18 protein-coding genes and 1 tRNA gene are annotated in these 24533 nt (G+C 48.2%); 8 read left to right on the top strand and 11 right to left on the bottom strand.

The features are described from left to right. Positions 1–4 precede the first annotated feature (4 nt). Together ING2E5A_RS10260 and ING2E5A_RS10250 are read right to left on the bottom strand one after the other, a co-directional pair. Positions 5–1105 (bottom strand): efflux RND transporter periplasmic adaptor subunit, encoded by a 1101-nt coding sequence (locus tag ING2E5A_RS10260; protein WP_071137325.1) that lies wholly within the window; start codon positions 1103–1105, stop codon positions 5–7. A gap of 963 nt (positions 1106–2068) precedes the next feature. After that, on the bottom strand, positions 2069–2980 hold the full coding sequence (locus tag ING2E5A_RS10250) for a helix-turn-helix domain-containing protein (protein ID WP_161941993.1): 912 nt from the start codon (positions 2978–2980) through the stop codon (positions 2069–2071). 155 nt (positions 2981–3135) lie between these two features. On the opposite strand from ING2E5A_RS10250, the gene ING2E5A_RS10245 reads away from it, so the two are divergent. Genes ING2E5A_RS10245 through ING2E5A_RS10235 form a run of 3 tightly spaced genes read left to right on the top strand, consistent with a single transcriptional unit; the run spans position 3136 to position 8713 of the window. Beyond that, a complete protein-coding gene (locus ING2E5A_RS10245) occupies positions 3136–4200 on the top strand; it encodes an efflux RND transporter periplasmic adaptor subunit (RefSeq protein WP_083373294.1) in 1065 nt (354 codons plus the stop codon). Further along, on the top strand, positions 4197–7325 hold the full coding sequence (locus ING2E5A_RS10240) for an efflux RND transporter permease subunit (RefSeq protein WP_071137321.1): 3129 nt from the start codon (positions 4197–4199) through the stop codon (positions 7323–7325). The genes ING2E5A_RS10245 and ING2E5A_RS10240 overlap by 4 nt, the downstream gene beginning before the upstream one ends. A 20-nt stretch (positions 7326–7345) precedes the next feature. Further along, positions 7346–8713, top strand: a complete 1368-nt coding sequence (locus ING2E5A_RS10235; RefSeq protein WP_161941991.1) for a TolC family protein — start codon at positions 7346–7348, stop codon at positions 8711–8713. A gap of 230 nt (positions 8714–8943) precedes the next feature. On the opposite strand, the gene ING2E5A_RS10230 is transcribed toward ING2E5A_RS10235, so the two are convergent. The 4 genes from ING2E5A_RS10230 to ING2E5A_RS10215 form a co-directional block, all read right to left on the bottom strand. After that, positions 8944–9015 (bottom strand) — tRNA-Arg (locus tag ING2E5A_RS10230). Between the two features lie 5 nt (positions 9016–9020). Then, positions 9021–9638: a DUF3256 family protein gene (locus ING2E5A_RS10225; protein ID WP_071137319.1), complete on the bottom strand. Its 618-nt coding sequence runs from the start codon at positions 9636–9638 to the stop codon at positions 9021–9023. 6 nt (positions 9639–9644) lie between these two features. Beyond that, entirely contained in the window at positions 9645–11444 is a 1800-nt protein-coding gene (locus tag ING2E5A_RS10220; RefSeq protein ID WP_071137318.1) for an alpha-L-fucosidase, read from the bottom strand. Positions 11445–11562: 118 nt separating this feature from the next. Further along, on the bottom strand, positions 11563–11796 hold the full coding sequence (locus ING2E5A_RS10215) for a hypothetical protein (protein WP_071137317.1): 234 nt from the start codon (positions 11794–11796) through the stop codon (positions 11563–11565). A gap of 218 nt (positions 11797–12014) precedes the next feature. Here ING2E5A_RS10215 and ING2E5A_RS10210 point away from each other — a divergent pair, with 218 nt between their 5' ends. Beyond that, positions 12015–13229, top strand: a complete 1215-nt coding sequence (locus ING2E5A_RS10210) for an IS4 family transposase (RefSeq protein ID WP_071135810.1) — start codon at positions 12015–12017, stop codon at positions 13227–13229. Positions 13230–13489: 260 nt separating this feature from the next. Here the strand turns inward: ING2E5A_RS10210 and ING2E5A_RS10205 are convergent, their stop codons facing one another. Next, positions 13490–15136, bottom strand: a complete 1647-nt coding sequence (locus ING2E5A_RS10205) for an AMP-binding protein (RefSeq protein WP_071137316.1) — start codon at positions 15134–15136, stop codon at positions 13490–13492. 189 nt (positions 15137–15325) lie between these two features. On the opposite strand from ING2E5A_RS10205, the gene mtaB reads away from it, so the two are divergent. From mtaB to ING2E5A_RS10190, 3 genes are read left to right on the top strand one after another with little or no spacing between them, the layout of a single operon-like run. Continuing rightward, the gene (mtaB, locus tag ING2E5A_RS10200; protein WP_071137315.1) at positions 15326–16645 is read left to right on the top strand and encodes a tRNA (N(6)-L-threonylcarbamoyladenosine(37)-C(2))-methylthiotransferase MtaB; all 1320 of its coding nucleotides are present in this window, start codon (positions 15326–15328) and stop codon (positions 16643–16645) included. 12 nt (positions 16646–16657) lie between these two features. Beyond that, complete coding sequence (locus ING2E5A_RS10195; RefSeq protein ID WP_071137314.1) at positions 16658–17560, top strand: lysophospholipid acyltransferase family protein; 903 nt, start codon at positions 16658–16660, stop codon at positions 17558–17560. After that, positions 17557–18582: a glycosyltransferase family 2 protein gene (locus ING2E5A_RS10190; protein WP_071137313.1), complete on the top strand. Its 1026-nt coding sequence runs from the start codon at positions 17557–17559 to the stop codon at positions 18580–18582. The genes ING2E5A_RS10195 and ING2E5A_RS10190 overlap by 4 nt, the downstream gene beginning before the upstream one ends. Before the next feature lie 9 nt (positions 18583–18591). Here ING2E5A_RS10190 and porT read toward each other — a convergent pair whose 3' ends face one another. After that, positions 18592–19272 carry a type IX secretion/gliding motility protein PorT/SprT gene (gene porT, locus ING2E5A_RS10185; RefSeq protein ID WP_071137312.1) on the bottom strand — a complete coding sequence of 227 codons (681 nt, stop codon included), beginning with the start codon at positions 19270–19272 and terminating at the stop codon, positions 18592–18594. Between the two features lie 264 nt (positions 19273–19536). On the opposite strand from porT, the gene ING2E5A_RS15060 reads away from it, so the two are divergent. Further along, on the top strand, positions 19537–19704 hold the full coding sequence (locus ING2E5A_RS15060) for a DUF362 domain-containing protein (RefSeq protein ID WP_083373293.1): 168 nt from the start codon (positions 19537–19539) through the stop codon (positions 19702–19704). 65 nt (positions 19705–19769) lie between these two features. Here ING2E5A_RS15060 and ING2E5A_RS10180 read toward each other — a convergent pair whose 3' ends face one another. Genes ING2E5A_RS10180 through dxs form a run of 3 tightly spaced genes read right to left on the bottom strand, consistent with a single transcriptional unit; the run spans position 19770 to position 24515 of the window. Then, positions 19770–21236 carry a TrkH family potassium uptake protein gene (locus ING2E5A_RS10180; protein ID WP_071137311.1) on the bottom strand — a complete coding sequence of 489 codons (1467 nt, stop codon included), beginning with the start codon at positions 21234–21236 and terminating at the stop codon, positions 19770–19772. 2 nt (positions 21237–21238) lie between these two features. Continuing rightward, positions 21239–22576, bottom strand: a complete 1338-nt coding sequence (trkA, locus tag ING2E5A_RS10175) for a Trk system potassium transporter TrkA (protein ID WP_071137310.1) — start codon at positions 22574–22576, stop codon at positions 21239–21241. 16 nt (positions 22577–22592) lie between these two features. After that, positions 22593–24515, bottom strand: a complete 1923-nt coding sequence (gene dxs, locus ING2E5A_RS10170; protein WP_071137309.1) for a 1-deoxy-D-xylulose-5-phosphate synthase — start codon at positions 24513–24515, stop codon at positions 22593–22595. Positions 24516–24533 lie beyond the last annotated feature (18 nt).

Below are 24533 nucleotides of genomic sequence, written 5' to 3'. Positions count from 1 at the left end.
AGACTTACCGGTTTAAATAGATGCCGCCCTTGACAACCACATTCTCTCCCACGCTGATACCGCTGACAACACTCACACTATCCAAGTTGACCGATTCGGTTTCCACCTTACGACGGATATAGTGCCCTTTTGACAACTCAATCAAAACATAATCATTCTCCTGATCCTGCATAATGGCAGTTGAAGGCAGAATGATCGCTTTTGTCGGGGAGCTCAAAAAGTGAACTTCGCAAAACATGCCCAGCTTCAGATACCTGTCAGCATTATCGCATGCAACAATCACTTCGAGCGAGCGTGTCTCTTCATCCAATATTTCACCGATATGGTAAATTGTACCCCAGATGACTTTGTTGGGATGGGCATTGGTGAATATCTCTACGTGGTCGCCTGGTTTGATGGCTCCAAAATAGCTCTCCTTGACCAGTGCGGCAACCCAGACTTGCGACAGGTCGGCAACAACCACCAACGGATCGGTATCCTCCTTAATATAATTTCCGATAGTTATATCGCTTTTCACCACTTCACCAGAAATAGGAGATAAAACTTTCAAGGGATGTCCCATTTGCAGCGAAGAGGCATCTATATTGAATAGTTGAAGTGTCGCCTTTGCCTGTTCAAACTCTTGATTGGCGATATGCGCTTCGCTTTTCGCCTGTTCCAGATCCTTTTGAGCGGCAACGCCGTTCGCCGCCAATTCCTTTTGACGGTTATAATTCAGTTGCGCAAGTTCGTATGCCGATTGCGCAGCAAAGTATACCTTGGTTGCTTCGTAAAATTCCGAAGAACCCAATTCAAAAACAGGCGAACCGGCATTCACTTTTTGTCCCAACTGAACAAACGATTTTACAATCCGCCCTGCAAACGGAGGTGCAATTCCCGCCAATTTGCCCGTAACGGGACGAACGGTTCCAACCGTTCTGAACTCCGATGTAAAATCCTGTAGCTGAGCGGTTACGGAGACCAGATCCTTCAAAACTGGAGAATTGTCGGATACCGCAATAGTGTCTCCTATGTATCGAATGGCTGCATTTTCGTTAGCAGGTATATTTTTGTTGCACGAAGCCAGCAACGTACAGACCAGTGCCAATATGAATAACTTTTTCATTGAAAAAAGAGTTTAAATTTTTGAACGCCTTAAGGACAATATCCCGTTAGATTAATCGCTTGAATAGACCCAATACAACGCTTAGCAATAAACAAATAGATCTGCTTATCGATGTGTGGGTGTTTCGTAAATATCTGTATGGTATGTGACTTTACAATAAAGTGGGTGGCGCTCGTAAAGTAATACAGGCAACTGATTTAGGGATTATTCTATCCGTGAATAGAGGTGGGATGATTGCCTGTAGCAGGAAAAAAACCTCCAGGGCAACAAAGCATACATTTGCCTGTAGTGAATGGAAAAAGGACAAAACCGACATCAATGTCAGTTCGCTTTCACTATGCGTACCCGTTTGTTTATGGGTTTTGCCATGGAAATGCGAATGGACAATGGTTACACCATTGATGACATGGCTGTTGTAAAAGAAGGAGATATTTGCATAGTATAATGCAAATATCACAACCAGCACGCAACTGATCACCTGTCTCCTTCTCTTCGACATTAACAATCAATTTTTTCAGGATATAAAAATAGAGTAAAATTATTTTACACACAAGCGATGAGGCGGTTCACTATCAATTATTACAGCGTTTATATCAATAATGTTGCATTAATAAGAATTTTCTATTTAAGGACAATTCCGTAACAAGAGTGCGAATAATGCCATTCTGTTCTGTCCATAGAACAAAATAAAGCGTTTACCGTCTTGTACATAAAACAATGGTACAGGGTAATACCACGCGACTTTGCCTTTGATGAATTTGGAAACTACGTTTTGCGGGTATACGGCGTGCGGGGAGACCCTCACCTGCTTTATCTGCAAATGGAACAACTCCTTGTGCAAGGTGTAGGGTGGGATGAGGTGCCATAAAATCACAAAGTAGAAGTTGATTTTTACAATCCTGATGATTACACTGCTCATACAGCTCGCATCGTTGAGGCCCATCGAGTAGAAACCGGGCTCTTTCAACGTACCGGTGTCAATGGTGGCAGTTCAGAGCGGATGCTCTTTTGCCGGTAGGCGGTAGGGGTCAGTCCCGTGTGCCGCTTGAAGTAACGTGTGAAAAACGACTGGTTGGGAAAGTTCAACCTATTGGATATCTCCTGGATCGACTGGTCGGTATTGGTAAGCAGGAACTTGATCAATGCCACGGTCCTTTCGGTTATCCACTCCATCGGTAGTTTGCCCGACCGCTTCTTGATTACCATGGAGAAATGTTTCGGGGTAAGACAGGCCTCATTGGCGTAAAACTCCACGGTTCGCTGCTCGCTGACATGTTTTGCCAGCGAGATGGTGAAGTTGCGGAAAATCTGCTCCTGTCGCGATATCCTGGGCTTACCTGCCGGCTGGTTCATGGCAAACAGTGTGACGATCTCCAGCGACAGGTAGGTCATCAACGTGTTTCGTATCTCCTGCGACAGGGGGCCGGATGCTTCGCGATACTGTTTCTCCACATGGCGGTAAATCTCTTTTGCACTCTCCAGCTGGGTTTCATTCAGCTGCAGGCAGGGCATCTCCCGGATCTTCTCTACGTAGTTCTCCACGGGGTGCGATATGGCCAGCTTCTCCAGAAAACCCATTCCTGTTGCAATGAGCGTGATTTTCAACTCATCCGACACTTCCACCAGCTGGATCACCGAGTAGGGGAGCAGCAGTACAAAACTTCCCCGGTGAATATGGATGCGTTTCATGTCCACCACAATTACTGCTTCTCCCTCCATGCAGACAAACACCACTACTCCGGCATCCAGGATAAAGGGGGTACGCTTCAAGAGTTGATGGAAATCGGTGGTGGAACTGTCCAGCATCAGATAACCATTGTCGGGCAGCAGCCTGCGTGCTACCCGGTTTTCAAGGGTGTACTGATCTTTCATCATTTTTACCTTATTGGTTGCAAATATAACAAAATTTGACCGGATAAATACCAATAAGAGGCGAAAAAACCGACATATTGGACAATTTGAGGGAGATATTGGCAAATCGAACCGCATAAATAAACCTACCTTTGCATCCCAAACTAATTTGAATAAAGATGCAAATGAGAAGATGTATGATGATGATAGGGTGCCTGCTGCTTTTGGTCAGTTGCAAGAGCACCCCGGAAAAGCACTCCGCAGTGAGAAGTGTGAAGGTCGATACGGTGAAGGTGTTTGGCCAGGCCGGTAGCAACCTCTTTCCTGGCAAGGTGATGCCGGCATCCGACTTGAACTTGGCTTTTCGTGTCAGTGGACCCATTGAGAAGGTGTATGCCAAGGTGGGTGCTTATGTGCGGAAAGGTCAGGTGCTGGCCCAGATTGATCCACGCGACTTTGAACTTCAGTTGGCGGCCACTGAGGCTGAATACAACAGTATCAAGAGTGAAGTCGACCGTATCATGGGACTCCATGAAAAAGGGTCGGTGACGCCGAATGATTACGACAAGGCCCGTTTTGGCTACCAACAGATCAGTGCCAAGTTGAACGCACACCGCAATGCGCTCGCCGATACCAAACTGCTGGCTCCTTGCGACGGTTATATCCAGAAACACCTCTTTGAAGCAGGTGAAACGGTGGGAGCAGGTATACCGGTTATCTCGATGGTGGCTGCCGGTTCGGCCGAAGTGGAGGTGCATATTCCTTCGGGCGACTATATCCGCCGTGACCAGTTTGAAAGTTATTACTGTACAGCCGATATCTATCCAGGTAAGACCTTCCCGCTGGAGTTGATCGGGATAACACCCAAAGCTAACGCCAGCCAGCTCTACACGATGCGTTTCCGCCTTGCCAAGGTTGATGGCGAACAGCCGGGACCGGGCATGTCGGTGATGGTGACCATCCGCTATCGCAATGATCAGGCAGAAACTCTCTCGATTCCACTTTCTGCACTTGTTCAGAATGATAACCAGACCTCCGTATGGGTGTATGATCCTGAAAACAGTACGGTTAATGCCAGAGAGGTTACTCTCTCAGAGATACTAACCGACGGAAGGGCTGTGGTAAGCTCGGGACTGAAGGCAGGGGAACTGGTGCTGAGCGCTGGTGTGCATTCGGTTAAAGAGGGTCAGAAGGTATCCTTGTTGGCGGTAAAAAGTGAAACAAACGTGGGAGGAATGCTATGATCGATTTTGGAAAATGGGGACTTGATAACCGCAAGCTGGTAAGCTTCCTTGTGCTCTGTCTTCTTGTTGGAGGTTTCCTTGCCATCCGCAGCATGGGAAAGCTCGAAGACCCTGAGCTTGTAGTAAAGCAGGCATTGATTGTCACCACCTATCCGGGTGCATCTGCTCACCAAGTTGAATTGGAGGTGACCGATCTCTTGGAGAAATCAATCCGAACAATCAAGGATGTGGATTTTATTGAGAGCCGTTCGATGAACGATCTCTCCATGATTACCGTGGGGTTATCCACACTTGTGTCCAATGATGAGGTGGATCAGGTTTGGACACAACTGCGCCGCAAGGTAAGCGACGTTCAGTCGAAATTGCCTGACGGAGCCTCAGCGCCGATCGTGAAGGATGATTTCGGCGATGTGATGGGAATGTTCTATGCAATGACCTCCGATGGTTACAGCGATCGTGAGCTGGGCGACTATGCCGAGCTGTTACAGCGTGAACTGCTTGCTGTTGATGGTGTCTCCAGGGTAGATATCTATGGACAGGGCAAGGAGTGCATATATATAGAGATGTATGAGGACAAGCTGGCCAATCTGGGTATCTCGCCAACAGAGGTTCTTTCAACATTGAACGGTCAGAACAAGACAGTCTACTCCGGTAATTACGATGCCGGTGACATGTCGCTGAGAGTAACCGTGAACGACCGCTACCGCAGTGCCGAGGATATAGGCGCCCTGCTGCTCAAAGGGCATCAGGGCGACCAGTTCAGGTTGAAGGATGTGGCACGGGTATGGACCGGTTATGAGGAGCCGGTGCGCAACGAGCTGATGTATGATAATCGGAAGGCATTGGGTATAGCCATTGCGGCGCATGGCGATGCCGATATCACCCAAGTAGGCAAGAGGGTTGAGAAACGTGTTGCCGAGCTTACTGAAAGCCGTCTGCCTGTTGGTATGGAACTCCATAAGGTATTTTTTCAGTCCGACCGGGTGAGTGACGCCCTCAATACCTTTATGGTCAATCTGGTGGAGTCGGTAATTATCGTAGTTTTGCTGCTTATCTTCTTTATGGGTTTCAGAAGCGGCGTAATTATCGGTACGAACCTGGTCGTGATAGTGTTGGGTTCGCTACTGATCCTGAATATGGCAGGCGGAACCTTGCAGCGTGTTTCACTTGGCTCATTTATTCTTGCCATGGGGATGCTGGTGGATAATGCCATCGTGATTCTCGATGGTATTTTGATCGATCTGCAGCGTGGTGAGTCGAAGAAGAAAGCGCTTACCAACATTGGCAAGAAGACTGCCATGCCACTGCTGGGAGCTACACTGATTGCCATACTGGCCTTCTTCCCCATCTTTCTCTCACCCGACACGGCAGGATATTACGTGCGCGACCTCTTTATCGTACTGGCAGTATCGTTATTACTGAGCTGGATGCTGGCACTGGTTTATGTTCCGATACAGGCCGACCGGATGGTCAAGATCAAAGAGGACAAGGTAGGCAAGGATCCCTTCGATAACGGTTTTTACCATGCATTGCGGAAGGTGCTCACATGGACGCTCCACCACCGGAGCCTTACTATTGGAGCCATCTCTCTACTGATGCTTGCAGCTATTGGCTGTTACAGATTCCTGCCACAGGGCTTCTTTCCCGATATGGATTACAATCAACTTTACATCGAGTATAAGCTGCCCGAGGGTTATACCAGTGAAAGGGTAAAGAGCGACCTGCAGTCGATTACCGACTATCTTCTTTCGAGGGAGGAAATTACACATGTCACCGCTTCAATCGGAGGGACACCTGCACGCTACAACCTGGTGCGCAGCATGGCCGACCCGTCGCTCTCCTATGGGGAGCTGATCGTAGACTACACCACATCAAAAAAATTGGTGGCCACAATGGATGAGATACAGCAATACCTCACCGACCACTATCCTGATGCCTATGTGCGTCTGAAACGGTACAACCTGATGTATAAGAAGCATCCGATCGAGGTACAGTTCAACGGTCCCGATCCGGCCGTATTGCGCGATTTGACATCGCAGGCACTTGCCATTATGGAGGCAAGCCCCGCCATCACCCTTACCTGCTCCAACTGGGAGGCAAAGACCCCGGTGCTGACGGTCGATTACGACCAGCCAATAGCCCGTAACGTGGGAATCAGCAGGCAAGATGTAGGTCTATCGCTCTTGAGTGCTACCGGAGGTATTCCAGCCAGCAATTTCTACGATGGGAATCAGCGGCAGACCATCTACCTGAAGTGTGTAGATAAAGATGGCAATCCAATTGAGTCGTTGGATAATGCGCAGGTATTCAGCATGATGCCTTCGTTATCCTTTGTTAACAGGGATATGATTCAAGGCTTGCTCACAGGTGTGTATAGTGAGGATGATGTGATTCGTGAGGCACTTCGCACAATACCCTTGAGCCAGGTAACCAATGGAATTCACCTTACCTGGGAAGACCCCCTGGTAATCCGTTACAACGGACAACGTGCCATGCGGGCACAGGGAAGTCCGGTAAGAGGAATTGGAACGGAAGATGCCCGGCAGACCATAGTAAAAGAGATCGAGTCGATTGAACTGCCTGAGGGATACACAATGCAATGGGAGGGAGAACGGAAGGCCAGCATCCAGTCCAGCTCCTACCTTTTCAAATATTTCCCGCTGGCCATCATTCTTATGATTGCGATCCTGATCATGCTTTTCCGGGACTACCGCAAACCGATTATCATCGTTTGCTGCATCCCGTTGCTGCTGATTGGTGTTATTTTTGGCATGCTTGTATCAGGCAAGACCTTCGGTTTTGTCGCCATCGTAGGAGTGTTGGGATTGGTTGGAATGATCATCAAGAACGGCATCGTGCTGATGGATGAGATCGAACTGCAACTGAAGAAAGAGGGTGTCGATCCTGTGGAGGCACTTCTGATCAGCTCTTCTGGCCGTTTCCGGCCGGTGATGATGGCATCGGGAACTACCATTCTGGGTATGATTCCACTGTTAGGTGACGACCTGTTTGGCCCGTTGGCAGTCACCATCATGGGCGGGCTGCTGGTAGGCACACTTATCACACTGGTGGTCATTCCGTTGTTGTACTCCGTTTTCTTCAAAATCAAGATTCATAAAATATGAGACGCTACAATACTTTGTTTATGATAATGGCATGCCTGGTGGCTGCTCCCAACGTGGCTGCACAACAGCCGCTCACCCTCGAGGAGTGCCGCTCCATGGCCCTCCAAAACAACAAGCAGATAGCAGTGGCTGCCCAACAACAGGAGAAGGCTGCCTACGGGGTCAAGGCCTACCGGGCCAATTTTCTGCCGAAACTGTCGGCTACCGGTAACTACCTGCTTACTACAGCTTCACTGGAGAGAGAGATACCCTCGTTCTATCTGCCTACCTATGTGCCTGATGGTTCCGGTCAGCTGGTACCCAATATCCTGACCAGCGTAGACGGGGTCCCCATATTCAAGGAGTATGCCTTTTTCCCGGGCATGGAACTGAACCTGAGACTCAACGGAACCTACCTGACGGGGTTGCGTCTGGAACAGCCCATCTATATGGGGGGAAAGATCACCTCTGCCTATCGCATGGCTCAACTGGGTGAGGAGATGGCGCGGCTGAACAGACAGAAGAGCGAGGCGGAGGTAATCTTGCAGGCGGATGAGGCTTACTGGAGTTATGTCAGGGTATTGGAACTGAAAAAGGTGGCTGAGTCGTACAAGGAGATGCTTGCACGACTGGCGACAGAGGTGGAGAATGCCTATAAGGAGGGAATGGTTCCACGCAACGATCTGCTGAGGGTGGAGGTGAAGCAGAACGAGGTTGAACTTCAGCTGCTGAAGGCCGACAATGGAGTGAGGCTGGCAAGGATGAATCTTTGCCATGTGGTTGGTCTGCCGCTCAACAGCGAGGTGACTGCTGTTGAACGGCCGGGAGTGTTCCAGGATGAAGCATTGCCGTTGCCTGACCTCTCTTCACGTCCCGAAGTGAAGCTGCTGATGCGCCAGGTAGATCTGAAGGATCAACAGGTGAAACTTGTCCGCAGCGAATTTCTCCCGCAAGTTGGTATTGGAGGCAATTTTGCCTATGCCAACGGATTGAAGCTGAACGACAGTAAACTGCTCGACCATGCAGCCTTCTCGGCAGTGGTTTCGGTTCAGGTACCGATCTTTCACTGGGGTGAAGGAAAAAACAGGGTACGCAGTGCGATGGCGGAGAAAAGGGTGGCCCAGTTGCAGCAGGAAGAGTTGACCGGAAAAATGGAACTGGAAGTGCAACAGGCACTGCAGGCATACCAAGAGTCGGTGGCAGCTGTTGAACTTACGAACCGTTCCTTGAGCCAGGCGGAAGAGAATTTGCGCGAAAGTCGTGACCGCTATGATGCAGGAATGGAGACCTTGTCGAACCTGCTGGAAGCACAAGCCATGTGGCAGAAGGCAAAAGCTGAACTGGTTGAGGCCGGATGTAACGCACAGCTTGCGACAACCCGCTACCTCAAGGCGGCTGGAAAATTGTAACAGGCTGTTCTTTAATGTACTCTCCTGTCCCGGGTAACAGCTACAGAAATCATACTTCAATGAGGGTGGATCACAATGTGATTTCACCCTCATTTATTTGCATACCTATCGGTGAAGATCTTCCAAAATTCATTTCTCAGAAGGTGAAATTTTATTTTGAGACAGCCTCGATAGATTCTTGTAAATAAAAAACTCATCTGGCTATTTACAGTCAAATGAGTTTTCTGAAGTACACCCGGCGGGAATCGAACCCACATCGTCGGAACCGGAATCCGATATTCTATCCATTGAACTACGGGTGCAAGAATTACCTGAACGATGTTTTGTTCCAGATCAACCTGATTGTATCACTTTCAATTATTGGCCTGATTGCACTTCTCTGTTCATCGGAAAGATATCCTTCCAGATTGAGTTTCAGTGTCAATGTGTCAGAGCCGTTTTCAAAGTTGGCCGATACCGGACAAACGTTGTGCAAAGATAGTGCAAATTTATAATTTTCGGTATCTTTTTTCGATGAAAAAAAGAAAGATTCTGCAGAAATATCGGGCAACAGTTTGTCTGCATCCAGTTCTACCCATTCGGTAGAGTAAAACCGGATGGAGCTGTCGCATACCTTGCGGCTGCATACGGTTTTGATGATGCAAACGATATGGGTGCCGTTGATAAGTGGCAACAGCTTCAATTGTGTCGTGCCGATTTCGGAAGTCTGTATCTTCAGAAAATCGGGCAAATGGAGCAACTTCTCGATCTCACCGAGCGAATAGGGGATAACGGTTCTTCCCGTATCTACCAGCAGCATGGTTCTGTTGCCTTCAGACAACCCCGGCAGAAGAGAGTTGGGCATTGTTTTGAAGATATCGTCAATTTTTTGTGGAAACGCGGCAATGGCGATAAAGATGAAAATGATGGTAACTGATCTCTTCATATGCTGTTATGGAATAAGAATACCTACCTGATCGATGGATGTATTTGGCTTGCCTCCTTCGGTACCGATGATGGCTTCGAACCGGAAGAGCCTGGCGCTGACGTTCTTGTCGAACCTTACAAATTGAGGAACGGGATTGTTCTTGATGTTGCCGAATTCCCCCCTTTTCAACTCCGTCCAGCTCTTTCCGTCACCACTAACGCTGAAAATGTAGTTGAAAACCGCCTCTTCCTCTTCATAAGGATTGTAGGTGAATCCGTTGATGGAGTGGTTATCGCCCATATCAACCACCAAAGGATGCTGCTCCTTGATGCTCCACTTCTCCTTCGACAGATCGCTTAGCTTCAAATCGTCGGATTGCTCCCTGATTTGGGGTGCCAGATATGCACCGACGGCAAGAATATGGGCTTTGTCTCTCGTATCGGCAATGGTAATACGAAGCCTGGAGGGGGCGCAATCATCAAACTTTACCAATCGTTTATATCCAATTGTTGTTCCTTCAGCCAGTGTTCTCCATTCATTGCCGATCAATCCTTCCACTTTGAACCGTTCTACCCGCTGACCTTTCCGAATCTCCTCCTGCAACATCACCGTGTTAATGGTGTCGCCTGTTGAGGCAAACTCCCTCTGCTCTCCATTTTTGGCTGTCCAGACGAGATCTCCTTTCTTAATCCTATTCTTTTCGAATGTATTCCTTATATATTTGCCAAACTCTTTCAGTCTGGCTACATCCGCCTCATGCAGCAAACCACGTTTGTCGGGCGGAACATTCAGCAGGAGTACCGAGTTCATGCCAACCGACTGGTAATAGATGTCGACCAGCTGCTGCAGCGTCTTCACCTGATGATCCTGTTCCTGGTGATAAAACCATCCCGGCCTTATGGAGACATCAACTTCCGACGGGTACCAATAAAGTTTTCTGGCTTTGGCGATAAGGTCGCGACTGCCCAGGTCACTGGACATGGGGTTGATCTCCAGTCGTTTGTTCTCTTCGGTGATTGCCTCGTTGATGTCAGGGTTGAGAGGAGTTACACTCCATTCCGTTTCACGGCCCAGGCCCGACTCATTCCCGACCCAACGGATATCGTTGCCCATGATGGCCTTGACCGCTTTTGGCTGTAGGCTATCAATCACATGGTAAAAACGTGCCCAGTCGTATATCTGACGTTTCCCATTCGGTCCCTCGCCATTGGCTCCGTCGAACCATACCTCGTGAATCTCACCATAGTTTGTGAGCAACTCTTTCAATTGCTCTACAAAAAATGCATTGTAACGGGGTGAATCGCCATAACTTTCGGCATTCCTGTCCCACGGAGAGAGGTAAACCCCAAATTTCATTCCATGTTTGTCGCAGGCATCCTTTACCTCACCTACAATATCGCCGTTCCCGCCCTTCCAGCCGGAGGAGCGTATGGAGTGCGTGGTGGTAGAGGTAGGCCAGAGGCAGAACCCGTCGTGATGTTTTGCCGTCAGGATGATCATCTTGAATCCAGCCTCCTGAAGTGAAACAACCCACTGTTCAGCATCGAACTCTGTTGGATTGAAGAGAGCAGGATCCTCCTGCCCGTCACCCCATTCCCGGTCGGTAAAAGTGTTCATGCCAAAGTGGATAAATGCAGTCAGCTCCAGCTGCTGCCAAGCATATTGCTGGTCGGTAGGAACAAGGCGGGCTGCCAGTTTCAACCTCTCTTCGACTGTTATATCATCCTGAAAGGCAACTTCCTTTACAAAATAGTTTTTATGTTGGGAGAGACACGAGCAGAACAAGATGGCAACAAGCGAAGCGGCAAAGACTCTTTTTTTCATACCTTTGATACTGGGTTATTTCTTGAAGTCCCCGCAAAGGTAAGCTCTTTTGAGAAAACTACAAATAAAAAAAGCCATCCTGTAGGGGATGGCATCACAAGATTTAGCGAACCCTCGCTTAGTTGTTTTCAGCAACAGCTTGTTCGGTAGCTTCGACCAATGTGTCAACAGCAGCAGCGGTGGCAGCAGCAAGGCTGTCAGCGATAGCCTGTTCAGCGGCAGCGATACTGTCAAGTCTAGCTACTTCAGCAAGGCTGTCAGCAGTAGCTTTTTCAGCGGCAGCTTGTTTGTTGGTGCAAGAAGCAAATCCAAGGGTAGCAACTAAAGCTACAAATAATAAAACTTTTTTCATTTTTTCAATAATTTAAACGATCAATAATCTTATGTTTTTTAAAAACTGCGCAAAGTTATATCGTTTTTATGTTATATAACATGTTTTTGAGAAAAAAGTGTGATTAAATAACACTGTTGTCCGATAAAAACTTTTTAGAAAAAGTACGCGGGCAAATTTGAGTTTTGCCCGTCGTACTAATAATTGTAGCTTTGTATTCATCACAAAACAAGTCTACAATGAACAAAAGTACTTATTTTTTTGGACAATCGGTATTCGGACAGCTCATATCTATGGTAGATACAAGGATTATCGCCCGAAACAGCAAACGGTACAAGGCCGATCATTACGTGAAACGTTTCACGGCTAAGGATCACCTTATAAGCATGTTGTTTTGCGTCTTCGCCAAATGCTCCTCCCTGCGCGAGGTGGCGGGTGCAATGCTCGGTCTTTCAGGCAAGACCAGGCATTTCCAGCTCGGCCACATACCCTACCGGAGCACCTTGTCGGACGCCAACAAGCGCAGGAGCGTTGATTTCTTCTCGGGCGTGTACCACGACCTGCTTCGCGAGTACCAACACGTGATCTCGGACACCCGCTTTAAAGATGTGTTGAACAAGCAGGTCGAGATCTTCGACAGCACGGTTATCAGTTTGTTCCAGGACATCTTGAAGTGCGTCGGCAGAACACCCTCGAACGGTAAACGCAAAGGGGGGATCAAGGTGCACACCGTTATCAATGTCGACGAGCCCGTTCCCAAGATGATATGGTTCTCATCCGCTGCCACGAACGATCACCTGCTGTTGAGGAAACTGGAACCGGATGACAACACTATTTACGTCTTCGACAAGGGATACAACGATTATAAAGCCTTCAAGCTGTTTTGTGAAAAGGGAGCCGGATTCGTTACCCGCATCAAGGAGAACGCCGTTTACAAGGTGGAGCAAGAACTTTACATCGATGAATGCATCCACAGCGGCGTGCTGGAAGACACTATCATCGAGGTGACCGTGAAGGAAGATGATGGCGGGAGCAAGCTGAAGTTGCGCAAGGTGGTGTTCTACGACAGGGTGTTGAAAAGGAAGTTCGAGTTCCTCACCAACCTGTTCGAGATGCGGCCCGACATGATAGCGGCCTTGTATAAAATAAGATGGCAAATAGAGCTGTTATTCAAGCAGTTAAAATCAAACTTCCCCCTGAAGTACTTCCTCGGGGATAACGAGAACGCGATAAAAATACAGGTATATTGCGCTTTGATCGTGAACCTCTTGCTCACGGTTATACAGAAGCGGTTGAAACGGCCTTGGGCATTCTCCAACCTGGTGTCATTTTGCAGGATACACCTGTTTAATTACCTGCACTTGATAAAATTTTTAGAAAACCCGGAACGAGATTGGCAACGAGATGACCAGGATTTAGAGATGCTTACCCTTTTCAGGGGGGCTTACTTTTGAAAATAGAAAAATTATAAAAAGAAACGACTGATAATAAGCCGGTTAAAAGTAACGAAGAATCAAAATCGGTTTTTATCGGACGGCAATGATTAAATAATGTTAATAAGCCAATCACCCCTCAATAAAGAGGGATGACTGGTGTGATTGGTCAAGCAGATTGTCCTGAATTGCTCTTACTGGGATGAAAAGAATGCAGTGTTGCGTTCTTTGCCTCCAAATCGCAAAGCGGAGTATAGCGTCGGTGTCAGAGCGAAACAGGCTTAACTATACAGGAAACGTTTTATGCTTTTCTTCGGTGTTTTCTCAAACTCCTTGTCGACAACTACAATGGAGCCGATCCGTTCGTAGTTGGCCACCTGATTGTTCAATAGTTTTTTGTTATCCTCCATGATCTGAGGCAGCTGATCGGCGGTTAAACCATCGGCTCCCATTGCTTCATAGTCGGGATAAACCAATGCCACAAGTTTTCTTTCCCTTTCAATGACGAGACTTTCCGCAACATAGGGGAGATTGTTTAATTTCGACTCGATCTCTTCCGGATAGATGTTTTGCCCGCTCGGACCGAGGATCATGGTTTTGATGCGCCCTTTTATGAAGAGCCGTCTCCCTCTCATAACTCCGGAGTCACCCGTTTTCAGCCAGCCATCTTCGGTAAATGCGGCGGCTGTCGCTTCAGGATTCTTGTAATAACCCTTCATTACGTTCTCTCCCCGAACCTGGATCTCTCCGGGAATTTTTTCCGGATCGGGCGAGTCGATCCTCGCCTCCATAATTCCAGCCAATACAGAACCGCAGGAAGTTGGAACAAAATCGTAGTGGTGATCGTAGGAGATCAACGGGCCACACTCTGTCATGCCGTAGCCGACAGTAAAGGGGAACTTAATCTTGTAAAAGAAGGCTTCCACATCCTTTCCCAAGGCTGCTCCGCCAATAATCACTTCCCTGAAGTTGCCACCCAGTGACTTGATAAGGGATTTCCGTATTTTTCTGTATACCAGCCTATTCAGTCCCGGGGTGCGGGACAGCATTTTTACGGCGGGCTTGTTGATCTCCGGCAAAATTTTCTTTTTGTAGATCTTTTCGAAAATCAACGGTACGGTAATAATGATGTTTGGCTTGATTTCCTGAAACGCATTGATCAGGTTCTGCGGCGATGGGGCCACATCGAGGAGCGTGACATGCACTCCCGTAGAGAGGGCATAAAGAAAGTCGAAAGCACACCCGTAGGCATGCGCCATGGGGAGGAAGGCCAAATCCCTCTCTCCTCGGAAAAGCAGTTTGAGGGTATGGGCATAGGTGATATTGCCGGCAAAGTTGTTTGCAGTGAGCATGACACCCTTGCTGAATCCGGTGGTACCCGACGTGTAGTTCAGACAGATCACCTCTTCATTGTCTACATCCGCATAGACAATATTCTCCTTATGGAATCCGTCTGGATATTTTTTGGCAAAAAGGGCGTCAAGCTTTATGGGAAGCTCTTTTGTCGTTTCATCGTGAGACTGGAGCAGATCGAACGATGGCAGCGAGAAGACAGGAACAGTAACCTTGTTCTTGTCGAGATTCTCCCAGATTTGCTTATTGATAAAGACACATCTCGATTCGCTGTGCGAGATGATATGTTCGATGCTTTCAGGATTGAATTCGTGCAAGATGGGAACAATTACGGCACCGTAGGTAATGGTGGCAAGAAAGACCAAGGACCAGCCGGTATGGTTTTTTCCGATCAATGCAACCTTGTCCCCTTTTCTGATGCCCAACTCCTCGTACATGATGTGTATCCGCGCAATCTTTTCGGCCAGTTGACTGTATGATAATGTTTTTCGGTCTTTGTAATTGGATAGTGCAGGTAATTCCCAGTTTGACTTGAAACTCTCTTCGTATATCTTAATGAAGTTCTGTTGTATCATTTTTATCTTTGCACAATTTTTTTAATTGTGTGCAAAAATAATACGAATTTATAGATTGTCAAAGAAATGGTGCCGGCAAATTGATCTAAATGTTGTATTTTTGCACTCCGGTATTCACAGTTTATCTACTTCGACACTTGATTTTGTTTTTTTGACTTCCGGAATTCATAATTGTAACAATAATTCAGCATGATTGATCAAACTGTTTTTGAAAATAAAACGGCCGCATATTATACCTTGGGATGTAAGCTAAATTTCGCGGAAACATCGGCTATAGGCAAGCAATTGCTGCAGGCCGGAGTATTGCGTGCCAGAAAGGGGCAGAAAGCTGACATCTGTGTTATCAATACCTGCTCCGTGACAGAGCTGGCCGACAAGAAAGGACGGCAGGCCATTCGAAAAATGATCCAGAACCACCCCGATGCCTTTGTGGTGGTTACCGGCTGCTATGCCCAGCTTAAGCCCGATGAGGTGGCCTCCATCGAGGGGGTCGACCTGGTATTGGGTTCGGAACAGAAGCTGGATGTAATCCGTTATATGGACGACCTGAAAAAGAGGGAGAAAGGTGAGGTGATTACATCGAAAACGCATCGTATACGTACTTTCGTCCCCTCCTGTTCGGCCGATGACCGTACCCGCTATTTCCTGAAGGTTCAGGACGGGTGCGACTATTTCTGTTCGTTTTGTACCATCCCGTATGCCAGGGGCAGGAGCCGCAACGGTTCAATTGCCGATCTGGTAAGACAGGCAGAGGATGTCGTGCTTCAAGGAGGCAAGGAGATTGTTCTTACGGGGGTCAATATCGGCGATTTCGGGCATAGTACCGGCGAAACTTTTTTCGATCTGATCAAGGCCCTGGACGAGGTAGAGGGGATCGAGCGATTTCGCATCTCCTCCATCGAACCTAACCTGCTGACGGATGAGATTATCGATTTTGTTGCAGGATCAAAGCGGTTTGCACCCCATTTCCATACTCCGTTGCAAGCGGGGAGTGATGCAGTGTTGAAGCTGATGAAGAGAAAATACGACACAGCCCTATTCCGGCACAAGATTGAAAAAATCAAGTCAGTCATGCCGCACGCATTTATTGGCGTGGATGTGATTGTCGGGCTCCGAGGCGAGACGGACGACTATTTTGATGAAGGGCGGGAGTTTATCGAATCGCTCAACTTCTCACAATTGCATGTCTTCACCTATTCTGAACGGTCGGGAACACAGGCCCTGGCAATAGAACATGTAGTGGATCCGAAGGTAAAACATCAACGGAGCAAGTTGCTGCATGACATATCCGATATGAAGTTGCGTGGTTTTTACGAGTCGCAACGGGGCACCATCAGAAAGGTACTTTTTGAACATACGCGGCATGGAGACAAGATGTACGGCTTTACCGAGAACTACGTGAAATTGTGTGCCGATTATGATCCGGTGCTCGTGAACAGGATAACCGAAGTGAAGATAGGGGAGTATAATGAAGAGGAGATGGCCATGAATGCTGTCTTTGTCGAGTAACGGGCTTGTGGAATGATTGGAAATAACAGAAATGGAATAGGGTTTTATCTGCTCTACGGTGCAGCCAATCTCATGGCGTTACTCCCTTTCCCCATATTGTATCTCTTTTCAGATATCCTCTATATAATTGTCTATTGTCTGGTAGGTTATCGCCGGAAGATTGTCAGGAAGAACCTCACCCGCTCCTTTCCCCACAAGAGGAAAAAAGAGATTAGACAGATCGAGAGGCAATTTTACCGCCACCTTTGCGATTATTTTGTGGAGACTGTAAAGACCTTGCGGATCTCGGAGAAAGAGATCCGCAAACGGATGGTTTTTACCAATCCCGAGATAATTAACCGGCTTATCCAAAATGGGAAAAGTTGTATATTGAGCCTGGGTCATTATGGAAATTGGGAGTGGGTTCCCTCCATTTCGCTCTATCTCTCGCCGGGAGTAGAACCTGGTCAGATCTATAAGGAGTTGAAATCGAAGGCATTTGATGAGCTCTTTTTGAGGATTAGGGCGCGTTTCAAACCCCTCTCCATCGAGATGAAGAGCGCTTACCGTACAATCGTTCGCAAGCGGAACGAGGGGATCTCGATGGTCATCGGATTTCTTACGGACCAACGGCCGCGGAAACATGGCAACGAGCATTGGACAACATTTCTGAATCAGGACACCTTGTTGCAGACCGGAATGGAACGGATAGCCCGTCAACTAGGCTTTTCGGTGGTGTACCTCGATATCCGGAAAGTGAAGAGGGGACACTATGTGGGAAACTTTTCGGTAATCACACCCGATGCGAGTGCCGAAGAGGAGTTGACGGTTACGGAGAAGTATACCCGAAAACTGGAGGAGACGATATTGAACGACCCGGCCTACTATTTATGGTCGCACAACAAGTGGTCCCGGTCTAGAAACCAGGAAGGATGAAGACATCGGTAGTAATATTAAACTGGAACGGGCGCCAGTTGCTGGAGAGATTCCTGCCGCTGGTATTGCAGCATACGGAGAATCAGCAGACCGAAGTGGTTGTTGCCGACAATGGATCGACGGACGATTCGGTTGATTTCCTAAGTACCTGTTTCCCTCAGGTACGGCTGATCCTTCTCGACAAGAACTACGGTTTTGCAGATGGTTACAATAAGGCACTTCAACAGGTTGATGCTGAATATGTAGTATTACTGAATTCCGATATCGAGACGACCGAAAATTGGCTTTCTCCACTGATTGCCTACCTGGATGAACACCCCGGTGTGGCTGCCGTTCAGCCCAAAATTCTGGCACAAAGGGAGAGGGATCGTTTTGAGTATGCCGGTGCCTGTGGAGGCTTCCTCGACATGTTTGGTTATCCCTTTTGCAGGGGACGGATATTGGATAATGTGGAGCGCGACTTGGGCCAATACGACACGGTGATTCCGATATTCTGGGCCACCGGCGCAGCCCTATGTATCCGGAGGAGGGATTACTTCGATGCGGGTGGTCTCGATGGCCGTTTTTTTGCCCACATGGAGGAGATCGATCTTTGTTGGAGGTTGAATGCCCGGGGAAAAGAGATCGCCTGCCTGCCGCAGTCGGTGGTCTATCATGTCGGTGCAGCCTCACTGGCCAAGGAGAATCCCTGGAAAACCTATCTAAATTTTCGAAACAACCTGCTGATGTTATATAAGAACAGCCGGATAAGAAGCCTTATACCGGTCTTTGCCGTCAGGTCACTGCTCGACCTGCTGGCTTTTCTTCACCTGTTGCTTGAGGGAAAGCTGGGTAATGCACTTTCGGTTATCAAGGCACATCGTGATTTCTACAGGATGGTGCCAAACTTCAGGCATGATCGTCGCGAAAATATAGGGTCAAGAAGTGTTGCGCAGATCCCGACAAAGTTTAAGGGCAGTATATTGTGGAATTTCTACCTGAAAGGCAAGCGGACATTCAGCAAGTTGCCACACTTTCCTTGAAAGATCAGGTCACTCGAAATTGAAGCTCAGTATGATCATGCGGTGAGTGGCACCAGCGAGTGATTGAGAATATTTGGACTGGTTAGCTTTTACCATTTGGTTCAGCCCGAAACAAAATTTGAGTTCAGGAGAAAGGGTGAAATAGGGTAAATAGAGATCACACCCAACGCCAATCTCGACCCCGTAGTCGTAGGGGGTAAGCATGACCGGCTGATTTTTTCTTGGAGCCAGCTCGATACTGCCATAGGGTCCGGTCAGCAGGTAGGGTCGGTAATTGTTGATACGGACAGCCCTCAGTTTCAGTTGCAGGGGCAGGGTGATGTAATTGTTTCTCACGGCGGTCTCGAAAGTTTCACCAGAGGCTTGCTCCTTAAAAACCGGCTCCTTGCTTCCCAGATGCAGCGTGGGGATAATGCGGAGGTTCATGAAACTGTTCAGGTAGAGATCGGCGATGATTCCTGCACTGAATCCCGGTGTATAGCCCGGAATCTCGGAAAACCACACTTCACCGTTTTCGTTCACATATCCCGATTGTCGCAGTATCAGGTCTTGCATGTTGATCCCGACCGTAAATCCGAGATGAAACAGCTTCTGGTCGGCATAAGGGCGTTTCTGCAGTTTCTGTTGTTGTCCGCTTGCCGTGACCGGCAGGAGTGACAACAGCATGGCAAGAAATATCATCTTTCTCATAATATCCTAAACGGTTTAGAGGCAGAATTAGTATCTGGTGCTCTTATTTAGAAATTGTAAAAATAATAGACTTCCAAGTAGTATTAAAATGTTTGTATACAGAAATATATGCTTGTTTTGTCTCCAGGTTGCGGGGGAAAAAGGTTGTTCTCCGGAAACTAACTCCACAACAACCTTTCTTCTTTTTAAAAAACTGTGTATCTTTGCCGGTAGTTTAGTGAAAATACTAATAATCACGCAACATTAACTCATAAATTATTTATTATGGCTTACGTAATCAGTGAAGATTGTATTGCTTGTGGAACCTGTATAGATGAGTGCCCTGTTCAGGCAATCTCTGAAGGTGATATCTACTCGATTGATCCCGATGTTTGTACCGACTGCGGTACCTGTGCAGAAGTTTGCCCGACCGAAGCAATTCATCCGGCTTAACATATTCCGGAAATGAGGTATAAGAGGCTGTCTCGTGAACAACATGAGATAGCCTTTTTCCTTTATCACCTTTTCCATAGACTTTTCGTGAAGAGCGACAGCACGGTGAACACCTCAAGACGGCCTACAATCATCAGAAAGCAGAGTACATACTTGGCAAAAACGGTGGCGGATGAGAAGTTGCCCGATGGACCGAACCTGCCCAACCCAAAACCGTAACTGCTCATGCTCGAGACAGCCGTGCCGATTGATTCGTTGAACGACATGCCGGTAAAGCTCAATACAATGGCGCCAATGCCGACAATGGTGAGGTAAAGAAAGACAAATGCAAGCACTTTCTCTACGACAGCATTGGCATACACCTGTCCGTTGATCTTGACCATATAGAGTGCCTGGGGGTGGACCTGCCGGCGGAATACCACCCTCGTATTCTTTACCAGAATGACCAGCCGGGAGATCTTCATGCCACCCGATGTAGATCCCTCACTTCCGCAAAAGAGTACCATGGCGAGGAAAAGAAACCAGTAGAACTGACCCCAGCGCAGGAAGTCGGTTGTAGCATACCCGGTGGTGGTGATGGCAGCAACTACCTGAAAAAGGACTGTCCGGAACGTCTTTTCGATAGAACTGAAAACATTTCCATCCAGGTAGAGGGAGAGGGTGATGACACAGGTAAAACCGAGAATCATAAAAGCATACCAGCGGAACTCCTCATCCTTGAAGATTTTTCCCGAAAGATGGCGGAAGAGGTTGAACAATAACAAGAACCTTGTACCTCCACAAAACATGAGGGAAATAGCAACGTACTCAGTATAGGCAGAGTTAAAATGGGCAATACTGGCCTGCTTGGTGGAGAATCCACCGGTTGAGATGCTGGTGAAGGTGTGGCAGGCAGCATCGAAGGCATCCATCGGGCCGGCCCAGAATAACAGAAACCCCACTACTGTCAGTCCAAGATAGGTAATCGACATGTTCCGGGTGATATCGCTGATGCGTGGGCGGAGTTGTTCTTTCGTAATTCCGGTTGCTTCGGCATTGTAAAACTGGGAGGAGCCCCCACCAAAAAGAGGCAGGAAAGACATCACGAAAATGATGATGCCGATTCCGCCGATCCATTGTGTGAAACTTCGCCAGAAGTGGAGCGACTTTGGAAAAGCCTCCAAGTTGATCAGCGTGGAGCTTCCGGTGGTGGTAAATCCGCACACACTCTCAAAAAAGGCGTCAGTAAACGATGGAATGGCTCCACCCAATAAAAAGGGAAGGGCTCCATAGAGTGCCATCAAAACCCAGACCAGGGTGACCGTCAGGTAGACTTCCCGTTGCGAAATCCGCTTCTCCTTGCGTCGCTTTCTTCCGATCAATGAGAGGGTAAGTCCGGATATGAAGGTTGCCAATGCCGAGAGGTAGAGGCTGGTAACGGCACTCTCATTGTAGATTTCACCTACAAACGCAGATATCAGCATGAAAGACGACTCTATCATCAGAATGAGCCCTATGCTGCTGAATACAAACCAGTAATTGAAGTTTCGCATAGTCAATTGAAGTAACTCTCGATGCTTTTTAACGATGTGTTCGTAAAGAACACCACTACCTGATCGTACGGCTCAATAAGCGTATCGCCGTCAATGAGCATGGGCTCCCCGTTCCGTATGAGTGCCCCAAGAGTCATATCCGAGGGCAGGTTGAGGTTCTTGATCAGTTTTTTGGTTACTTTTGAGTTGGGCTTTGCAACTACTTCCCCAACGTTTGCATTGGAAATGGTAAGACATTTTATGTTGGATGCGTCGGCCTTGAGAAGCAGTTCATATATCTTGCTCGCCGCCAACAGCTTTTTGTTGATCACGGTACCGATATCGAAACGCTCTGCCATGGGGATGTAATCGATATTCTCCACTTCGGCAACAGTTTTTTTCACCCCGTACTGTTTGGCCATCATGCAGCCCAGCATGTTGGCTTCGGAGTTTCCGGTGAGGGCGACAAATGCATCCATCTCGGTGATTCCCTCGCTGAGCAATAGTTCCGTGTCGCGGGCATCGCCCAGGAAGATGGTTACATTGGATGGTGCAATCTCCACAAGTTTTTCAGCCCTTTCCCTGTTTTGCTCGATAATCTTGATGTTGATATTGGATGGCAGATACTGTACAGTTCGCATGGTAATGCGGCTTCCTCCCATAAACATCACATTCCTGGTCTCGAATGACGTCTTTCCCATCAGGGCGGGCATTTCGTCAAGGTTTTTTCTTAACGTGGTGAAGTAGATGATATCGTCGGGCAGGATCTGATCGTTTCCTCTCGGGATCAGCGTATGGTTTCTCCGTTTAATCACTACAATGTGAAACATCTTCCCCACACTCGGCAGTTCTCGCAGGTACCGGTTAACAATCGGTGCGTTGGCCCTGACCTTGGCCGCAGTGAGGATGATAGATCCGTTCGACAACTCCCACCAGACCCTTGTCCACGGTGTCTTGAGTGCGGAGACTATCTCACGGGCCGCCATCATTTCGGGGTAGATCATGGAGTGAATGCCCAGTTTTTCGAAAAACTCAACATTCTTCGGCAACAGGTACTCATAATTGTCGATTCTCGCCAACGTCTTCTTTACCCCCAGGTTGGCTGCAAGCATGCAGGCGTTGATATTTCTGGACTCTTCGGGGGTAACACCGATAAAGAGGTCGGAATCTGCCACCCCGGCCTCGGTCAGGTCTTTCAGTGAAGTGCAGTTCCCGATGAATGTCAATAATTCAGCGTTGTCGCGGACAGCCATCAATCTCTCCTTGCTGCTGTCCATCAAGGTAATATCGTGATTTTCCTGCCCAAGCAATTTGGCAAGATGGGTGCCCACTTCTCCTGCTCCGGCTATTAATATTTTCATCAGTTACGGGTAATTACTATTGCATCTGAACTTCCCTTGCTTCAGCTTTTGTCAGTTCGTATACCTCCTTGATCTTCCGAAGAATGCTCTCCGCGTCAATTCCGGTTATCCGCTGCAGTTCTGCAATTGTTCCATGGGTGACAAACTGATCCTCTATGCCGATTCTGAAAACCCGGTTATCGATATAGCCGTTGTCTGCCAGAAACTCAACCACGGCGCTTCCCATACCACCTTTTATGACTCCGTTTTCCAGTGTGATGATATGTTTGAAATTTTTTGCGACCTCGTGCAGCAGCTCCTCATCTATCGGTTTCAGGAAGAGCATGTCGTAGTGCGCCACACTGATGCCCATCTCTTCTGCCCGTGCGATGGCTTTCGCGGCACTGTTGCCGATTGTTCCGATCGAGAGCAGGGCCATGTCGCTCCCGCTTTTAAGCCTTTTCCCTTTCCCGATAGGGATGAGCTGTGGCTGGTTTCTCCAATCTACCTTCTCGCCCTGACCACGAGGGTACCTGATCACAAATGGGCCCTCGTTACCATAAGCTGCAGTATACATCAGGTTGCGCAGATCATGTTCATTGTATGGCGCCGAGATCACCAGGTTGGGAATGGGGCGGAGGTATGCAAGGTCGAATACCCCGTGGTGAGTTGGTCCATCTTCGCCTACCAGACCGGCCCTGTCGAGACACATGATGACTTTCAATTTCTGCAGTGCCACATCGTGTATGACCTGGTCATATGCACGTTGCATGAAAGAGGAGTAGATGTTGCAGAAAGGGATGAACCCCTCTTTGGCCAGTCCTGCCGAGAAGGTAACTGCATGTGCTTCGGCGATACCGACATCAAATGCCCTGTCAGGGAACTTCTGCATCATGTAGGTCATGGAACAGCCGGTGGGCATGGCTGGCGTGATCCCGACTATTTTTCGGTCCTTTTCAGCAAGTTCAACCAACGTGTGTCCGAAAACATCCTGGTAGAGCTGAGGCTGGTCGATCCTTTTTTTTACGATCCGCTCGCCCGTCTCCTTGTCGAACAGGCCTGGAGCGTGCCAGATGGTGGCAGCCTTCTCTGCCGGCTTGAACCCTTTTCCCTTGACGGTCTTGATATGAAGCAACTTGGGCCCCTTCATGTCCATGATATTGCGCAATACACGGATTAGCCCGGGCAGGTCGTGCCCGTCAACGGGACCGAAGTAGCGGATATTAAACCCTTCAAACAGGTTCTGCTGTTGGGTGATAAGCGATTTCACACTGTTGTTGAATCGCAGAACTATATTTTTCTTCTCTTCCGAGATGAGGTTCTTGCTCTTGAAAGACTGGTAAACCTTGCTCCTCATCTTGTTGTACTTGGCCGACGTGGTCATCTTGACCAGATAATCCTGGATTCCTCCCACGTTGCTGTCGATCGACATGTCGTTGTTGTTGAGGATGATCAACAGGTTATTCGGTTGGGAACAAACATTGTTCAGTCCTTCGTATGCCATTCCCCCGGTCATGGCTCCGTCGCCGATGATTGCAACAACACGGCGGTTCTCCTCGCCGTTGAGCGAGGCGGCCACAGCCATTCCCAAAGCTGCCGAGATAGAGGTGGATGCGTGTCCCGCCACAAAGGTGTCGTATTCGCTCTCCTTCGGATTGGTAAATCCTGAGAGACCTCCCAGTTTCCGGTTCGTATGAAAAAGATCCCGACGTCCCGTGAGGATCTTATGACCGTAAGCCTGATGACCGACATCCCATACCAGCTTGTCGTAGGGGGTGTTGTATAGGTAATGGAGAGCGACCGTCAGTTCAACGGTGCCCAGACTCGATGCAAAATGTCCCGGATTGTGCGAAAGTTGCTCAATGATGAACTCCCTTAAGTCTTTACAAACCTGCTTCAGTTGTTCAATGTCGAGCTTCTTCAGATCTGCAGGACTATTTATGTCTTGTAAATATGTCATTCCTGTTTTTTTTTCCTC

This window comes from Petrimonas mucosa (genome assembly GCF_900095795.1).
GTDB lineage: Bacteria > Bacteroidota > Bacteroidia > Bacteroidales > Dysgonomonadaceae > Petrimonas > Petrimonas mucosa.
The sequence above is the reverse complement of the archived record's forward strand: the minus strand, read 5'-3'. Positions and strand labels throughout refer to the sequence as shown.

Excerpts from the sequence above, each read along its gene's own strand:
- ING2E5A_RS10215 (WP_071137317.1), bottom strand. The coding sequence starts at position 11,796 with ATGAAAAAAGTTTTATTATTTGTAGCTTTAGTTGCTACCCTTGGATTT.
- ING2E5A_RS10225 (WP_071137319.1), bottom strand. The coding sequence starts at position 9,638 with ATGAAGAGATCAGTTACCATCATTTTCATCTTTATCGCCATTGCCGCG.
- ING2E5A_RS10195 (WP_071137314.1), top strand. The coding sequence starts at position 16,658 with ATGATTGGAAATAACAGAAATGGAATAGGGTTTTATCTGCTCTACGGT.
- trkA (WP_071137310.1), bottom strand. The coding sequence starts at position 22,576 with ATGAAAATATTAATAGCCGGAGCAGGAGAAGTGGGCACCCATCTTGCC.
- ING2E5A_RS10220 (WP_071137318.1), bottom strand. The coding sequence starts at position 11,444 with ATGAAAAAAAGAGTCTTTGCCGCTTCGCTTGTTGCCATCTTGTTCTGC.
- ING2E5A_RS10235 (WP_161941991.1), top strand. The coding sequence starts at position 7,346 with ATGATAATGGCATGCCTGGTGGCTGCTCCCAACGTGGCTGCACAACAG.
- ING2E5A_RS10205 (WP_071137316.1), bottom strand. The coding sequence starts at position 15,136 with ATGATACAACAGAACTTCATTAAGATATACGAAGAGAGTTTCAAGTCA.
- porT (WP_071137312.1), bottom strand. The coding sequence starts at position 19,272 with ATGAGAAAGATGATATTTCTTGCCATGCTGTTGTCACTCCTGCCGGTC.
- ING2E5A_RS10180 (WP_071137311.1), bottom strand. The coding sequence starts at position 21,236 with ATGCGAAACTTCAATTACTGGTTTGTATTCAGCAGCATAGGGCTCATT.
- ING2E5A_RS10245 (WP_083373294.1), top strand. The coding sequence starts at position 3,136 with ATGCAAATGAGAAGATGTATGATGATGATAGGGTGCCTGCTGCTTTTG.
- ING2E5A_RS10250 (WP_161941993.1), bottom strand. The coding sequence starts at position 2,980 with ATGATGAAAGATCAGTACACCCTTGAAAACCGGGTAGCACGCAGGCTG.
- ING2E5A_RS10260 (WP_071137325.1), bottom strand. The coding sequence starts at position 1,105 with ATGAAAAAGTTATTCATATTGGCACTGGTCTGTACGTTGCTGGCTTCG.
- dxs (WP_071137309.1), bottom strand. The coding sequence starts at position 24,515 with ATGACATATTTACAAGACATAAATAGTCCTGCAGATCTGAAGAAGCTC.
- ING2E5A_RS10210 (WP_071135810.1), top strand. The coding sequence starts at position 12,015 with ATGAACAAAAGTACTTATTTTTTTGGACAATCGGTATTCGGACAGCTC.
- ING2E5A_RS10240 (WP_071137321.1), top strand. The coding sequence starts at position 4,197 with ATGATCGATTTTGGAAAATGGGGACTTGATAACCGCAAGCTGGTAAGC.
- ING2E5A_RS10190 (WP_071137313.1), top strand. The coding sequence starts at position 17,557 with ATGAAGACATCGGTAGTAATATTAAACTGGAACGGGCGCCAGTTGCTG.
- mtaB (WP_071137315.1), top strand. The coding sequence starts at position 15,326 with ATGATTGATCAAACTGTTTTTGAAAATAAAACGGCCGCATATTATACC.
- ING2E5A_RS15060 (WP_083373293.1), top strand. The coding sequence starts at position 19,537 with ATGGCTTACGTAATCAGTGAAGATTGTATTGCTTGTGGAACCTGTATA.